General features: G+C 70.9%; 16 protein-coding genes. 8 read left to right on the top strand and 8 right to left on the bottom strand.

Going from position 1 to position 14716, the window contains the following annotated elements; translation table 11 throughout:
• Positions 1–47: 47 nt before the first annotated feature.
• The 3 genes from ade to hisB form a co-directional block, all read right to left on the bottom strand.
• The gene (gene ade, locus BLP73_RS03805) at positions 48–1739 is read right to left on the bottom strand and encodes an adenine deaminase (protein ID WP_090740453.1); all 1692 of its coding nucleotides are present in this window, start codon (positions 1737–1739) and stop codon (positions 48–50) included.
• Between the two features lie 127 nt (positions 1740–1866).
• On the bottom strand, positions 1867–2496 hold the full coding sequence (gene hisH / locus BLP73_RS03800) for an imidazole glycerol phosphate synthase subunit HisH (protein ID WP_090740451.1): 630 nt from the start codon (positions 2494–2496) through the stop codon (positions 1867–1869).
• The gene (gene hisB, locus BLP73_RS03795) at positions 2496–3083 is read right to left on the bottom strand and encodes an imidazoleglycerol-phosphate dehydratase HisB (RefSeq protein ID WP_090740449.1); all 588 of its coding nucleotides are present in this window, start codon (positions 3081–3083) and stop codon (positions 2496–2498) included. Before hisB ends, hisH begins: the two co-directional genes overlap by 1 nt.
• A gap of 174 nt (positions 3084–3257) precedes the next feature.
• Between hisB and BLP73_RS03790 the strand changes: the two genes are divergently transcribed.
• Positions 3258–3683: a hypothetical protein gene (locus tag BLP73_RS03790; RefSeq protein ID WP_090740447.1), complete on the top strand. Its 426-nt coding sequence runs from the start codon at positions 3258–3260 to the stop codon at positions 3681–3683.
• A complete protein-coding gene (gene zapA / locus BLP73_RS03785) occupies positions 3683–4054 on the top strand; it encodes a cell division protein ZapA (RefSeq protein WP_090740445.1) in 372 nt (123 codons plus the stop codon). The genes BLP73_RS03790 and zapA overlap by 1 nt, the downstream gene beginning before the upstream one ends.
• 27 nt (positions 4055–4081) lie before the next feature.
• Here zapA and BLP73_RS03780 read toward each other — a convergent pair whose 3' ends face one another.
• Positions 4082–4861 carry an alpha/beta fold hydrolase gene (locus tag BLP73_RS03780; protein ID WP_090740443.1) on the bottom strand — a complete coding sequence of 260 codons (780 nt, stop codon included), beginning with the start codon at positions 4859–4861 and terminating at the stop codon, positions 4082–4084.
• Positions 4862–4915: 54 nt separating this feature from the next.
• On the opposite strand from BLP73_RS03780, the gene BLP73_RS03775 reads away from it, so the two are divergent.
• Together BLP73_RS03775 and BLP73_RS03770 are read left to right on the top strand one after the other, a co-directional pair.
• Positions 4916–5314, top strand: a complete 399-nt coding sequence (locus tag BLP73_RS03775) for a hypothetical protein (RefSeq protein ID WP_090740441.1) — start codon at positions 4916–4918, stop codon at positions 5312–5314.
• A 112-nt stretch (positions 5315–5426) separates the two neighbouring features.
• The gene (locus tag BLP73_RS03770; protein WP_090740439.1) at positions 5427–6614 is read left to right on the top strand and encodes an MFS transporter; all 1188 of its coding nucleotides are present in this window, start codon (positions 5427–5429) and stop codon (positions 6612–6614) included.
• On the opposite strand, the gene BLP73_RS03765 is transcribed toward BLP73_RS03770, so the two are convergent.
• On the bottom strand, positions 6532–7293 hold the full coding sequence (locus tag BLP73_RS03765; protein ID WP_175453226.1) for a DUF599 domain-containing protein: 762 nt from the start codon (positions 7291–7293) through the stop codon (positions 6532–6534). The two genes, BLP73_RS03770 and BLP73_RS03765, sit on opposite strands and share 83 nt — an antisense overlap.
• Positions 7294–7396: 103 nt before the next feature.
• Here BLP73_RS03765 and BLP73_RS03760 point away from each other — a divergent pair, with 103 nt between their 5' ends.
• The 4 genes from BLP73_RS03760 (at position 7397) to BLP73_RS03745 (ending at position 11773) form a co-directional block, all read left to right on the top strand.
• The gene (locus tag BLP73_RS03760) at positions 7397–8872 is read left to right on the top strand and encodes an FAD-binding oxidoreductase (protein WP_425415683.1); all 1476 of its coding nucleotides are present in this window, start codon (positions 7397–7399) and stop codon (positions 8870–8872) included.
• The gene (locus tag BLP73_RS03755) at positions 8862–9902 is read left to right on the top strand and encodes an FAD-binding protein (protein ID WP_090740437.1); all 1041 of its coding nucleotides are present in this window, start codon (positions 8862–8864) and stop codon (positions 9900–9902) included. The genes BLP73_RS03760 and BLP73_RS03755 overlap by 11 nt, the downstream gene beginning before the upstream one ends.
• Complete coding sequence (gene glcF, locus BLP73_RS03750; protein ID WP_090740435.1) at positions 9902–11194, top strand: glycolate oxidase subunit GlcF; 1293 nt, start codon at positions 9902–9904, stop codon at positions 11192–11194. The genes BLP73_RS03755 and glcF overlap by 1 nt, the downstream gene beginning before the upstream one ends.
• A gap of 126 nt (positions 11195–11320) precedes the next feature.
• Complete coding sequence (locus tag BLP73_RS03745) at positions 11321–11773, top strand: Hsp20 family protein (RefSeq protein ID WP_090740432.1); 453 nt, start codon at positions 11321–11323, stop codon at positions 11771–11773.
• 104 nt (positions 11774–11877) lie between these two features.
• On the opposite strand, the gene recR is transcribed toward BLP73_RS03745, so the two are convergent.
• The 3 genes from recR to BLP73_RS03730 are packed head-to-tail and all read right to left on the bottom strand — an operon-like array spanning position 11878 to position 14617.
• Positions 11878–12477, bottom strand: a complete 600-nt coding sequence (gene recR / locus BLP73_RS03740) for a recombination mediator RecR (protein ID WP_090740430.1) — start codon at positions 12475–12477, stop codon at positions 11878–11880.
• A gap of 4 nt (positions 12478–12481) precedes the next feature.
• Positions 12482–12826 (bottom strand): YbaB/EbfC family nucleoid-associated protein, encoded by a 345-nt coding sequence (locus tag BLP73_RS03735; RefSeq protein WP_090740427.1) that lies wholly within the window; start codon positions 12824–12826, stop codon positions 12482–12484.
• A 3-nt stretch (positions 12827–12829) separates the two neighbouring features.
• Positions 12830–14617 carry a DNA polymerase III subunit gamma/tau gene (locus BLP73_RS03730; protein ID WP_090740425.1) on the bottom strand — a complete coding sequence of 596 codons (1788 nt, stop codon included), beginning with the start codon at positions 14615–14617 and terminating at the stop codon, positions 12830–12832.
• Positions 14618–14716 lie beyond the last annotated feature (99 nt).

The raw sequence follows: 14716 nt of genomic DNA, 5'->3' as shown, positions 1-14716 counted from the left end.
CTGTGCCGGCCAATTCACCCCCGCGGATATTTCGGCACAGAAGATGGTCAGGGCAGGAGGCGGAAGCTTTCCACATCGACCATGCCGCGGTCGGTGATCTTCAGGGCGGGGATGACCGGCAGCGCGAGGAAGGCGAGCTGGAGGAAGGGTTCCTCGAGCTGGGTGCCGAGGCTGCGGGCGGCGGCGCGAAGCTCGCGCAGGGCGGCCTCGACGGTCTCGAAGGGCTGAAGGCTCATGAGGCCGGCGACGGGAAGCGCGAGTTCGGCGGTGATGCGGCCATTCTCGGCGGTGACGAAGCCGCCCTCGATCTGGGTCAGGCGGGTCGCGGCAAGCGCCATGTCGTCGTAGTCGATGCCGACCACGGCGATGTTGTGGTGATCGTGGCAGACGGTCGAGGCGATGGCGCCGCGTTGAAGGCCGAAGCCCTGCACGAAGCCGGTGGCGATGTTGCCGTTCCGGCCGTGGCGCTCGATGATGGCGATGCGGGCGAGGTCGCGCGCCGGATCGGGGCGCTTGTCGCCGTCCTCGGGCGCGATTTCCTCGGTCAGGTGGCGGGTGATGATCTTGCCCTCGATGACGCCGATCACCGGCGTCTCGGCGCGGTTGCCGGCGCAGCGGAAGCTGTCCGCGGTGAGCGGCGGGGCCTTGACCGAGCCGCGGCCGACGGCCGGGACGTGGCCGCGGGCGGCGAAGGCCTCGGCATCGACCACGCGGCCGGCGGCGAGGACCAGCTGGGCGCGGCAGCTCTCGAGGCTGTCGAGGGCGACGATGTCGGCGCGGAGGCCCGGCGCGATGAGGCCGCGGTCCTTGAGGCCGAAGGCTTCCGCCGCCGAGAGCGAGGCGGCGCGGTAGGCAGCCAGCGGCGGCGTGCCGAGGGCGATCAGGCGGCGGATCATGTAGTCGAGATGGCCATGTTCGGCGATGTCCAGCGGGTTGCGGTCGTCGGTGCACAGGCACAGGTAGGGGCTGGTCCGCTCGGTCAGGATGGGGGCGAGGGCGTCAAGGTCCTTGCTGACCGAGCCTTCGCGGATGAGGACGCGCATGCCCTTGCGGAGTTTCTCCAGCGCCTCCTCGGCGGTGGTCGCCTCGTGCTCGGTGCGGATGCCGGCGGCGATATAGGCGTTGAGGTCGCGGCCAGTCAATTGCGGGCAATGGCCGTCAATATGGCCGTTCTCGAAGAGGCGCAGCTTGGCCAAGGCGGCGGGGTCGCGGTGGATCACGCCGGGGTAGTTCATGAACTCGGCCAGGCCGATGGCGGACGGATGGTTCATCAGCGGGGCGAGGTCGGCGGCTTCGATGCGCGCGCCGGAGGTCTCCATGTCGGTCGAGGGGACGCAGGAGGAGAGCTGGACGCGCAGGTCCATGAGGAGGTGCTGCGCGGCGTCCTGGAAGTAGCGGATGCCGGCGGGGCCGACGACGTTGGCGATCTCGTGCGGGTCGCAGATGGCGGTGGTGATGCCGCGCGGGGTGACGCAGCGGTCGAACTCGAACGGGGTGACGAGGCTGCTTTCGACATGCAGATGCGTGTCGATGAAGCCGGGCACGAGGGTGAGGCCCGTGACGTCGAGGATGCGGGCGCCGTCATAGCTGCCGATCCCGGCGATGCGGGTGCCGGTGATCGCGACATCGCCCGCGAGCATCTCGCCCGTCATCAGGTCGAAGACGCGGCCGCCGCGCAGGATGAGATCGGCGGGCGCGTCTCCGCGGGCCTGCGCGATGCGGCGTTCCAGATCGTCCATGGATGTCCTCTTTTCCGACAAAGAAGCGGATCGGGGCGGCGGCGTCCAGACGGAAGGGGGCGCACGCGCCCCCTCTTGGCCGTGCCGGCCAATTCACCCCCTGGGGTATTTGGGCAACGAAAAAGCGTCAGGGGGTCCAGCGCAGGAAGTTGGCGATGAGCCTGAGGCCGATGGCCTGGGACTTTTCAGGGTGGAACTGGGTGCCGATGATGTTGTCCCGGCCGACGATGGCGGTGACGGGGCCGCCGTAGTCGACATGAGCCAGGAGGTGGGCAGGATCGGCGACCTGGAACTGCCAGCTATGGACGAAATAGGCGTGATCGCCGGTGGCGATGCCGCTTAGGACCGGGTGGGGGCGGTCGATGACGAGGTCGTTCCAACCCATGTGGGGGACCTTGAGGCCGGGGGCGGCGATGGCCTGCACCTCGCCGCCGATCCATCCGAGGCCGGGGGTCTCGCGGTATTCGTGCCCGGTCGTCGCGAGCATCTGCATGCCGACGCAGATGCCCATGAAGGGGGTGCCGCGGCTGAGGACGGCCTCGCGCAGCGCCTCGGCCATGCCGTCGACCTCGCCCAGTGCGGCGCGGCAGGCGGGGAAGGCGCCGTCGCCGGGCAGGACGATGCGGTCGGCTTTCAGCGCGGTGTCGGGGTCCGAGGTCACGATGATCTCGGCCCCCGCGTCGCGGCCCATCAGCTGGAAGGCTTTCTCCGCCGAGTGCAGGTTGCCGCTGTCGTAGTCGATCAGCGCGACGCGCATCAGAGCGCGCCTTTTGTCGAGGGCAGGGCGCCCTCCATCCGCGGGTCGGGCTCGACCGCCTCGCGCAGGGCGCGGGCAACGGACTTGAAGGCGGCCTCGGCGATGTGGTGGCTGTTGAAGCCGTGCAGGCGGTCGATATGCAGCGTGATGCCGCCGTGGCTGGAGAGGGCCTGGAAGAACTCGCGCACCAGCTGGGTGTCGAAGGCGCCGATCTTTTCGGTCGGCATGTCGAGGTTGCAGATGAGAAAGGCCCGGCCCGAGAGGTCCAGCGCGCAGCGCACCTGCGCATCATCCATCGCCAGAAGGCAGCTGCCGTAGCGGCGGATGCCGCGCTTGTCGCCGAGCGCCTGCGTCAGCGCCTGGCCGATGGCGATGCCGGTATCCTCGACCGTGTGGTGGTCGTCGATGTGCAGGTCACCGGTGGCCCTCACCGTCAGGTCGATCAGCGAGTGGCGCGAAAGCTGGTCCAGCATGTGATCGAAGAAGCCGACGCCCGTCCGGTTGTCGTAAACGCCCGTGCCGTCGAGGTTCAGCGTGACCTCGATCTCGGTCTCGGAGGTCGTGCGGGTGATCGTCGCCTGGCGCATGGGGGTCCCTTTCCTGTGGCCGCCTTATAGGGCGCGCGGTGCGGCCCGCCAAGATGCGGCGGGCGGCGGGAAGTCGCCGGCGCGGGCGGGGCGGCCGGCAGCCGGCCGCCCGTTCTTGTCATGGCGCCGATGCGATGCGAGAAACGGTGAAACCACGCGAAAGGGATCGGCTGCATGACCGAGATCACCGCCAGCGAACGCCGGCTCAGTGCCGCGCTCGACCGGATCGACCAGCTTCTCGAGACGGGCAGCCCGGCCGCGGCGCGGCAGCTTGCGGCGCTGACGGCCGAGCGCGATGCCCTTCAGGCGCAGCTGGCGGCGGCGCAGGCGGAGGACATGAGCGCGCGGCTGCAGACCCTGTCCGAGCAGGCGGCGCGCCTCGCGGCGGCGAACGAGGACCTGATGGCGGCGAACCGCCAGCTGATCGAGGCGCAGGAGACCGGCGGCATCGGCGCCGACGAGACGCGCGAGGCGCTCGAGGCCGAGATCGAGGCGCTGCGCGCCGCCCGGACCGCCGAGATGACGCAGATGGGCGACATCATGGCCGAGCTGGAGCGTCTTCTGGCCGAGGATGGCGAACGCAAGGACGGAGAGAGCTGATGGCGGATGTCGACTTCACCATCGGGCACAAGGAATACCGTGTCGGAGCCGCCGACGGCGAGGAGCGGCTGCTGCAGAAGGCCGCGCAGGTCCTCGACGGCGAGGCCCGCAAGATCCTGGAGCAGGCGGGCCGCGTGCCCGAGCCGCGGCTGCTGCTGCTGGCCGGGCTGATGCTGGCCGACCGCTTCAACACGATGGAAGAGCGCGCCGAGCGCGCCGAGCGGCACCTGGCGCGGCTTCAGGCCAACCCTGCGCGGGTCGAGGTCCCGGTGATCCCGGCCGATCTGAAGGAGGCGATGGCGGAACTGGCCGCGCGCGCCGAATCGCTGGCCGAGCGGCTGGCCGACCAGCAGGCGGACACGACGGACTGACCGCCGAAGCGGTGCCGGGACGGGCGCTCAGCCGCGCCCGTCGCCGAAGAAGGCCGCCAGCGTGTCGGCCACCGCCTCGGGCGCGTCGGCATGGAGCCAGTGGCCCGCGTTCTTCAGCGTCACCAGCCGCATTTGCGGGAAGTGGCGGCGCAGCGCGGCCTCGCCCTCGGCCGTGACGTAGTCGGACCGCGCGCCGCGCATGGCGAGCACGGGCCCGCCGAAGTTCGCCTCGGGCAGCCCTTCCGGCCAGCCGACGATCGCCGGCATGTGCGTCCTGAGCGCGGGCAGGTTCAGCCGCCAGGCGGGCGGATCGGACTTCAGGTCGAGGCTCTGCAGCAGGAAGGCGCGGGTGCCGCGGTCGGGCACGCCGGCCGCTAGGCCGCGATCGGCCTCGGCGCGGCGGTCGAGGCCGCCGAGCTCCAGCGCTTCCATCGCGTCGATATGGGGCGTCTGGTCATGGGCATAGGCGACGGGCGCGATGTCCATGATCGCCAGCCGCCGGACCAGCTGCGGCCGCGTCAGCGCCAGCACCATCGCCGCCTTGCCGCCCATCGAATGCCCGGCCACGTCGGCGCGTCCGCCCAGATCCTCGATCACCTCGGCCAGGTCCGCGGCCAGCGCCGCATAGCCGGCATCCGGGTCGTGCGGGCTTTCGCCGTGATTGCGCAAATCGACGCTGACGACCGGCCGCGTCTCGGCCAGCCGGCGGGCCTGCGCCCCGAGGTTGCGGGCCTGGCCGAAGAGGCCGTGGACCAGAAGGATGGGAAGGCCGCTCTCGGGCCCGGCACTGGTGCGATTCAGCTTCATGGCGCGAGACTAGAGCGTCTGGCGCGGCATCGCCATCCCGTCTAGGCTCGTCCCATGAGCCGCCCGACCCGCAACTTCGAGCAGATCCGAGAGCTGGCCGACGAGATCGCGGCGCTGATGGCCTCGCGGCTCGGCGGGGCGCAGCGCGGCGAGCGCCCGACGCTGGAGGCGATGCTGCGCCGTCGCGGCGGCGCGCTGCCGGGCCGGCTGCGCAATCCGGCGCAGCGGCTGGCTCGGGCGGACCGGTTGGCAAGCCAGCCCCGCATCGCCCGTCAGTTGCCGCTGGACCGGCTGGCGCGCGACCACGCGGCGCTGGCCGCTCATCTGCGACCCTTGGGCGAGATCAGCCGCTGGCAGGGGCGCGCGGTCAGCCTTGCCTCGCGGCTGGCCTTGACGCTGCTGCTTCTTGCAGCGCTGGCGATCTGGCTGACCGTCCTGCGTGCACGGGGCTGACGCGGGTCGGATCTTGCACGGGATGCAAGGCAGCCTGCCGCCTCGCGTGCTTGCCAAGGCGCCGCCAAGCTGGTGTTAGGGCCATCATGACCCTCGCGCCGACAGGACATCCATGACCCAGCCCCGCAGCATGACGCCCGCCATTCTCGCCCTGGCGCTCGGCGCCTTTGCCATCGGCACGTCCGAATTCGCCGCGATGGGGCTACTGCCCTTCTTCCGCGACGCGCTCGGCCTCAGTGACCCGCAGGCGGGGCATGTCATCAGCGCCTATGCGATCGGGGTGGTGATCGGGGCGCCCATCACCTCGATGATCGGGGCGCGGCTGCCGCGGCGGCGGTTCCTGGCGGCGCTGATGGGGTTCTACGGCGTGATGAACCTGACGGCCGCGCTGATGCCGGGCTTTGCCAGCCTGACGGCCGTGCGCTTCCTCGCCGGGCTGCCGCATGGCGGTTTCCTCGGGATCGCGATGCTCTATGCCGCCGATGCCCTGCCGCGCGAGCGGCGCGCGCAGGGCGCGGCGCAGGTGCTGCTGGGGCTGACGGTCGCGAACATCTTCGGCGTGCCTCTGGCCGGCTGGCTGGGGCAGGAGATGGGCTGGCGGTGGGGCTTCGCGCTGCCGGGCGTGATCGCGCTGGTCTCGGCCGCGGCGATCCTGAAGGTCGCGCCGCGAGTCGGCGGCGATCCCCATGCCCGGCCGCTGGACGAGTTGAAGGCGCTGAGCAACCCGCGCGTCCTGTGGCTGCTGGCCGTGGGCGCGGTGGGCTTCGGCGGCTTCTTCGGCGCCTACGCCTTTCTGACGGCGGCGATGCTGGCGACGACCGACGCGCCGGCCTACGGCATCCCGCTGGCGCTGGCGGTGTTCGGCGTCGGCGGCACGCTCGGCATCTGGGGGGCGGGGCGCTACACCGCCCGGCTCGGGCCGTGGCGGGGGGCCTATCTGAGCCTGGCGCTGATGGCGGTGACGCAGGCCTTCGCGGCGGCGGCGGTCGGGAACTGGGTGCTGATGGCGATCTCGTCCTTCCTGCTGGCCGCCGGGGCGGGGCTGGTGATCCCGCTGCAGGCGCGACTGATGGATGTCGCCGGGCGGGCGCAGAACATGGCGGCGGCGATGAACCATGCCTCGTTCAACGCGGCCAACGCGCTCGGGCCTTATCTCGCCGGCCTTGCGCTGGCAGCGGGCTGGGGCTGGCGCGCGCCGGGTGTCGTGGGCGTGCTGCTTACGGCTGCGGGGGCTGTCGTTCTGACAGCGGCCGTCTGGCATGATCGGACAGCTCGGGCGCCGGCAGCGATCGCAGGATGACCTCGCGCGAGGTCGAGTTGAACTCGCGCCGCCAGGTCACGAACAGCACGACCGCCGTGCCGATCATCAGCGCCCAAGGCCCCGCCAGCCACGTCAGCGAGGCGAGCGCGTAATAGACCGAGCGCAGCCCGGCGTTGAAGCTGCGCGCCGCCGTGATGTTCAGGTCGGCGGCCTGCATGGCCCGCGCCTCGGCGGCCGGGTGATGCGGCTCGTTCGGGACCGAGGCCATCATGATCGCGCAATAGCCGAACAGGCGATGCGCCCAGACAAACTTCAGGAAGGCGTTCACGACGAAGAACATCGTCACCAGCAGCCGCATCTCCCATGCGGTGCCGGCGACGGCCTCCAACTCGTATTCCTGCACGATTCCGCGCAGCCGCTCGCCATTGCCGATCAGCGCCAGAAGCCCCCCGGTGGCGATCATGCAGGCGCTGGCGAAGAAGGCCGTCCCCTCGCGCAGGCTGGCCAGGATGTTGCCGTCGAAGATGCGATTGTCCCGCGCGACCAGTTGCCGCATCCATTCGCGCCGGAACCGCACCATCAGCACCGAGACCGAGGGGCGGCCCGCCGGCGGACGCTCGGTCAGCCAGCCGATCCCCAGCCAGGTGACGAAGAGCAGCGCGACCGCGACGAGATCGGGCAGCGGGAGGCGCAGCGAGAACAGCAGGTCTTGGCTCATGACATTTGTTGTAGGGCGGGGGACGGCGGCTTGAAAGGGGGGGGCCGCACCCTTATCGTCGGCAGGTCCGCAAAGGCCGGCGGGCATCAGGAGGAGGCGGGCCATGATCGAACTTCCCATTCCCGACGCGGGCGTCCTGTCCCGGCGCACGCAGATCGTGGAGGCTTTGGCCGCCGCGCTGCCCGGCGCCGTGATCGATGATCCGGCCGAGACGCGCGCCTATGAGTGCGACGCCCTCTCGGCCTATCGCTGCGCGCCCTTGGCGGTGGTCCTGCCGCGGACGACCGAGGAGGTCTCGCGCCTTCTGCGCCTCTGCCACGACCTGCGGGTGCCGGTGGTGCCGCGTGGGGCGGGGACCAGCCTTGCGGGCGGCTCGATGCCGACGACGGATGCGGTGGTCATCGGCCTCTCGCGCATGACCGAGGTGCTGGAGATCTCGCCCGAGGACCGGCTGGTCCGCGTACAGGCGGGGCGCACGAACCTGTCGGTCTCGGGGGCGGTCGATCACCTGGGCTTCTTCTACGCGCCCGATCCCTCCAGCCAGCTCGCCTGCGCCATCGGCGGCAATATCGGCATGAACTCGGGCGGGGCGCATTGCCTGAAATACGGCGTCACCACGAACAACCTTCTGGGCGTGACCGTCGTGCTGATGGATGGCTCGGTGGTCGAGCTGGGCGGCCCGATGGGCGAGGGGGCCGGGCTGGACCTGCTGGGCGTCGTCTGCGGCTCGGAAGGGCAACTGGGCATCGTCACCGAGGCGACGCTGAAGATCCTGCCCAAGCCCGCCGGCGCGCGCCCGGTCCTGGTCGGCTTCGACAGCAGCGAGACCGCCGGCGCCTGCGTCGCCGCCATCATCCGCGCCGGCATCATCCCCGTCGCCATCGAGTTCATGGACCGCCCCTGCATCGTCGCGACCGAGCGTCACTCCGGCGCCGGCTATCCCGACTGCGAGGCGCTGCTCATCGTCGAGGTCGAGGGCACGCCGCCCGAGATCGACGAGCAGCTGGCCCTCATCCGCGAGATCGCGATGCGCTTCGACCCGGTCGAGTTCCGCGAGAGCAAGTCCGAGGACGAATCCCGCCGCATCTGGCTGGGCCGCAAGTCGGCCTTCGGCGCGATGGGGCAGATGGGCGACTACATCTGCCTCGACGGCACGATCCCGGTCTCGTCCCTGCCGCTGGTGCTGAACCGGATCGGCGAGCTGTCCCATGACTACGGCCTCAAGGTCGCCAACGTCTTCCACGCCGGGGATGGCAACATGCACCCGCTGATCATCTATGACGCCAACACGCCCGGCGATCTGGACCGGGCCGAGGCGCTCGGCGCCGACATCCTGCGCCTCTGCGTCGAGGTCGGCGGCTGCCTCACCGGCGAGCATGGCGTCGGCATCGAGAAGCGCGACCTGATGACGGCGCAGTTCGATCCGCCCGACCTCGAGGCGCAGATGCGCGTCAAGGACGCCTTCGATCCGCATTGGCTTCTGAACGCCGCCAAGGTCTTCCCGCTGGCCGTCTCGGAACCCCGCCGCAGCCGCCGCCTGAACACGCCTGCCCCGAGCCTGCCCGTTCATGTGGCCTGAGACCGAGGGGCAACTGGCCCAGATCATCCGCGACGCCCGCGGCCCGCTCTGCGTCGTCGGCGGCGGCACGCGCCTCTGGCCGGGCGAAGGCGCGGGCGAGCGGCTCGACACGCGCGGCCTGACCGGCGTGACGCTCTACGAGCCCGAGGCGCTGACCCTCAGCGTCCGCGCCGGCACGCCCCTTTCGGTGGTGCAGGAGGCCCTGGCCGCCGAGAAGCAGATGCTGGGCTTCGAGGCGATGGGCGATCCCGCCTCGACCATCGGCGGCGTGGTGGCCGCCAATGCCGCCGGCCCGCGCCGGGTGCAGGCGGGCGCGGCGCGCGACGCGCTGATCGGCATCCGCATAGTCGATGGCGAGGGCAGCGTGATCCGCAACGGCGGGCGCGTGATGAAGAACGTCACCGGCTACGACCTCGTCAAGCTGATGGCCGGCAGCCGCGGCCGTCTCGGCGTGCTGACCGAGCTTACCTTCCGCACCGCCCCCATCCCGCCCCACCGCGCGACGCTGGCCTTGCCGGACTTGGACGCACCGGGCGCGATCCCCGCCCTCACCTCGGCCCTGACCGGCGCCTTCGACGTCTCAGGCGCCGCCTGGCTGCCCGGTCACGGCGCGCTGATCCGGCTGGAGGGCCTCGCCGGCTCGGTCGCCGAACGCGCGGAGGCGCTTGCCGCCCGCCTCGCCCCCTTCGGCACCGTCACCCGGACCGAAGACGACCCCTGGCCGCTCCTTCGTTGCCCAAATACCCATGATCTAGAGGCGGACACCTGGCGCATCCTCTGCCGCCCGAGCGAGGCGCCGCAGCTGCTGGCCCAGCTGCCGCACCCCCTGATGCTGGACTGGGGCGGGGCGCTGATCCATGTCCGCCTGCCCAAGGGCAGCAGCCTCGATCTGCCGCGCTTCTCGGGCCATGCCCGCCGGATCACCGGCACGCCCGGCCTCGTGCCCCCGCAGGACGCGGTCACCGCGCGGCTGGACCGCGACCTCGCCGCCCGCTTCGATCCGCGCGGCATCTTTCAAAGGACGGCCTGATGCAGACCCATTTCACGGCCGAGCAGCTGGCCGATCCGCTGACGGCGCGCTCGAACAAGATCCTTCGGACCTGCGTGCATTGCGGCTTCTGCACGGCGACCTGCCCGACCTACCAGGTGCTGGGCGACGAGCTGGACAGCCCCCGCGGGCGCATCTACCTGATGAAGGAGATGCTGGAATCCGGCCGCCCGGCGGACGCCAAGACCGTCAAGCACATCGACCGCTGCCTCGGCTGCCTCAGCTGCATGACGACCTGCCCCTCGGGCGTGCATTACGCCCACCTGCTGGAGCACGGCCGCGAGCATATCGAAGCGACCTATCGCAGGCCCTTCATGGACCGCGCGCTGCGTTGGGTGCTGAAGACCGTGCTGCCTTATCCTCGCCGCTTCCGCCTGGCGCTGCTGGGCGCCAAGATTGCGCGGCCCTTCGGGCGGCTGATGCCGGACCGGCGGCTGCGGGCGATGATCGGCATGGCGCCGAAGCATGTCCCCCCGGTCAGCCGCAACGATGACGGCCAGACCTTCGCCGCCATCGGCGAGCGCCGGGCGCGGGTCGTGCTGATGATCGGCTGCGCGCAGCGGGCGCTAAACACCGACATCAACGACGCGACAATCCGCCTGCTGCGCCGCGCGGGCTGCGAGGTGGTGATCCCTGAGGCTTTCGGCTGCTGCGGGGCGATCACGCTGCACATGGGCGACGACAAGGACGGCAAGGCGCGGGCGCGGGACAGCATCAGGCGGATTCTGGCGGCCGAGGCGGCGGGGCCGCTGGATGCGGTGATCATCAACACCTCGGGCTGCGGCACCACGGTCAAAGATTACGGCCACCTCTTCGCCGGCGATCCGATGGAGACAGATGCCCGCCGCGTCGCCGGCCTGACGCGCGACGTGAGCGAGTTTCTCGAGGTGCTCGGCCTGCCCGAGCGGGTGGCCGGCGATCCGCTGCGCGTCGCTTATCACTCGGCCTGCTCGCTGCAGCACGGCCAGAGGATCCGCAGCGCGCCGAAGGACCTTCTGACCCGTGCGGGCTTCACGGTGGTCGAGCCGGCCAACCCGCATCTCTGCTGCGGCTCGGCAGGGACCTACAACCTCCTGCAGCCCGAGCTGTCGGCCGAGCTGAAGGCCCGCAAGGTCCAGACGCTGGAGGCGACCGCGCCGCAGGTCATCGCGGCGGGCAACATCGGCTGCATGATGCAGATCGGCGGCGGCACGGATGTGCCCGTGGTGCACACGGTCGAGCTGCTGGACTGGGCGACGGGCGGGCCGAAGCCGCGCGCGCTGGAGCCTGCCTGAAGGGTCTTGAAGCCGACGTCGCGCATCCTAGATTCGGGTCACCGGCGGCCGCAACGGCGTCGGTGACCGCCCGCCCGGATCATCGGGGGGCAGCCTTCACATCGCTTGAACCCGAGGATGAGAACCATGCGTAACTTCGACCTGACCCCGCTCTACCGCGCCTCTGTCGGCTTCGACCGCCTGGCCGATGTCATGGACCGCGCGCTGTCCGCCGATGTCGCCGCGCCGACCTATCCGCCCTACAACATCGAGAAGACCGGCGAGAACGCCTACCGCATCTCGATCGCCGTGGCCGGCTTTGCCGCCGACGATCTGGACGTGGAGGTCCGCGACGGCTCGGTCATCGTCTCGGCCCGCAAGGCGGACGAGGAGGAGGGCCGGACCTTCCTGCACCGCGGCATCGCCACCCGCGCCTTCGAGCGCAAGTTCACCCTGGCCGACCATGTCCGCGTCGATGGCGCGAGCCATGCCGACGGAATGCTGCATATCGACCTCGTGCGCGAGATCCCCGAGGCGCTGAAGCCGCGCCGGATCGAGATCGCCAAGACCGCGCCGAAGGTGGAGAAGCTGGACGCCTGATCCGCGTCCCGCGGGCGGCCGGGGGACTTTGCGTCCCCCGGACCCCCTGCAGGATATTTCGGGACCAAAGCAGGGCTGAGGCTGCGCGTTTGCGCGGCCTCTTTCTATATGCGCCTGCGGGCGCGGAGGGCGGCGGTGATGGTGCCGTCGTCGAGATAGTCCAGCTCGCCCCCGATGGGCACGCCCTGGGCGAGGCCGGTGACGGCGACCGCCGTGTCCGCGAGCGCATCGGCGATGTAATGGGCGGTGGTCTGGCCATCGACCGTGGCGGGGAGGGCAAGGATGACCTCGGCGGTGCGGTCCTCCTCGATCCGGGTCAGAAGGTCGGGGATCCGCAGGTCCTCGGGGCCGATCTCGTCGAGCGCCGAGAGCGTGCCGCCGAGGACGTGGTAGCGGCCGCGGAAGGCGCCGCCGCGTTCCAGCGCCCAGAGGTCCGCGACGTCCTGGACCACGCAGATCTCGCCCGTCGCGCGGGCGGGATCGGCGCAGATCGCGCAGGTGTCGCGGTCGGTGATGTTGCCGCAGGTGAGGCACTCGCGCGCGCCGGCGGCAACACGGTCGAGAAGCTGCGCCAGCTGGATCATCTGGCTGTCGCGGCGGGTGATGAGCTGCAGCACGATCCGCCGGGCCGAGCGCGGCCCGAGGCCCGGCAGCCGCGCCATCAGCGCGATCAGCGCCTGGATGTCGTCGCTGCCGGCGGCCATCGCGTCAGAAGGGCGACTTGAAGCCGGCGGGCAGGCCCAGCCCCTCGGTCACGCGCGCCATCTCGGACTGCATGCGGTCCTCGGCGGCGCGCTGCGCCTCCTTGATGGCGGCGAGGATCAGGTCCTCGACGACCTCCTTCTCGGTCGGCACGAAGATCGACGGGTCGATGTCCAGCGCGGTCAGCTCGCCCTTGGCGGTGCAGGTCGCCTTGACGAGGCCCGCGCCGGACTCGCCCGTCACCGTGATCCGGTTCAGGTCCTCCTGAACCTGGGTCATCTTGTCCTGCATCTCCTTGGCGGCCTTCATCATCTTGGCCATGTCGCCGATGCCGCCCAGTCCCTTGATCATCGCTCAGTCCTCATCCTCGAAGGGGTCCCATTCCTCAACCTCGGCCACCGGGCCTTCGGTTCCGTCATGGGGGTTTGCCTGTCCCTCGGCCGTTTCGACCGGTTCGGGCGCGGGGGCGCGGGTGACGGTCGTCAGCCGGGCGCCGGGGAAGGTCTGCATCACCTGCTGGACGATGGGCAGGGCGAGGGCGCGCGCGCGCGCCGCCTGCGCCTCGGCCTGCCGCGTTTCGGCGATGGTGGGGGCGCCGCCGTCGTTGACCACCGTCACCGCCCAACGTTGCCCGCCGGTCCAGCCGCGCAACCGCTCGGCCAGGCGCTGCGCAAGATCGGCCGGGGCGTTGCCGCGCGGCTCGAACTCGATCCGGCCGGGGCTGTAGCGCACGAGGGCGACATGGCGTTCCACCATCACGAGGAGGGTCATGTCGCGCATCCGGGCGATCAGGTCGACGACCGACGCGAAGTCGGGGAAGGTCTCGAGCAGCTGAGGCGCCACGGCCAGCGCCGTCGCGGCGCCCGAGGACGGGACCGCGGCATGCCGCGGCGCGGGTCGGGCGGCACGCATCTGCGGGGCGCCGGCCGAGGCGGCGGCGGCGGGCGCGGCCGGCCCGCGCGTGAATTCGCCGGCCGCCTGCGCCTGCTGGACGCGGCGGATCAGCGCCTCGGGATCGGGCAGGTCCGCGACATGGGTCAGCCGGATGACGGCCATCTCGGCGGCCATCATGACATTCGGGGCCGCCGCCACCTCGTCCAGCGCCTTGAGCAGCATCTGCCACAGGCGCGAGAGGATCCGCATCGCCAGCCGATCGGTCAGGTCGCGGCCGCGCGTGCGCTCGTCCGGGGCGACAGTCGGATCGTCCAGCGCGTCCGGCGTGATCTTGCAGACCGAGATCCAGTGCGTCACCTCGGCCAGATCGCGCAGCACGGCGACAGGATCGGCGCCGTCCGCATATTGCGACTGCAGCTCGGTCAGGGCCGCGGCGGCGTCGCCGCGCAGGATCATCTCGAAGAGGTCGATGACCCGGCCGCGATCGGCAAGGCCCAGCATCGCGCGCACCTGCTCGACCGTCGTCTCGCCCGCACCGTGGCTGATCGCTTGGTCCAGCAGACTTGTTGCGTCGCGCGCGCTGCCCTCGGCGGCGCGGGTGATGAGGGCCAGCGCCTCGTCGGTGATCGTCGCTCCTTCCGCGGCCGCGATGCGGCGCAGCAGGGCGATCATCACCTCGGGCTCGATCCGGCGCAGGTCGAACCGCTGGCAGCGCGACAGGACCGTGACCGGCACCTTGCGGATCTCGGTCGTGGCGAAGATGAACTTCACATGGGGCGGCGGCTCTTCCAGCGTCTTGAGCAGCGCGTTGAACGCGCTGGTCGAGAGCATGTGCACCTCGTCGATGATGTAGATCTTGTAGCGTGCCGAGGCTGCCCGGTAGTGTACCGATTCGATGATCTCGCGGATGTCGCCAACGCCGGTGCGCGAGGCCGCGTCCATCTCCATCACGTCGACATGCCGCCCTTCGGCGATGGCAACGCAATGCTCGCAGATGCCGCAGGGCTCGGTGGTCGGCCCGCCTTGGCCATCGGGGCCGATGCAGTTCATGCCCTTGGCGATGATCCGGGCGGTCGTCGTCTTGCCGGTGCCGCGGATCCCCGTCATCACGAAGGCCTGAGCGATGCGGTCGGCCGCGAAGGCGTTCTTAAGCGTCCGCACCATCGCGTCCTGGCCGACGAGGTCCGCGAAGGTCTCGGGCCGGTACTTGCGGGCCAGAACCCTGTAGGTGGTGGTCGTCTCGCTCATCCGGCACCCGCTGTTGCGGCGTCACTCTAGCCGCGCGGCGGGGCGGGGACAACCGGTCGGCGGGGGCGCAAGGGAGCAGCTTTGCGGAAGCGGCCGCCT

It is taken from the genome of Paracoccus tibetensis, from assembly GCF_900102505.1.
GTDB classification, from domain to species: domain Bacteria; phylum Pseudomonadota; class Alphaproteobacteria; order Rhodobacterales; family Rhodobacteraceae; genus Paracoccus; species Paracoccus tibetensis.
The sequence above is the reverse complement of the archived record's forward strand: the minus strand, read 5'-3'. Positions and strand labels throughout refer to the sequence as shown.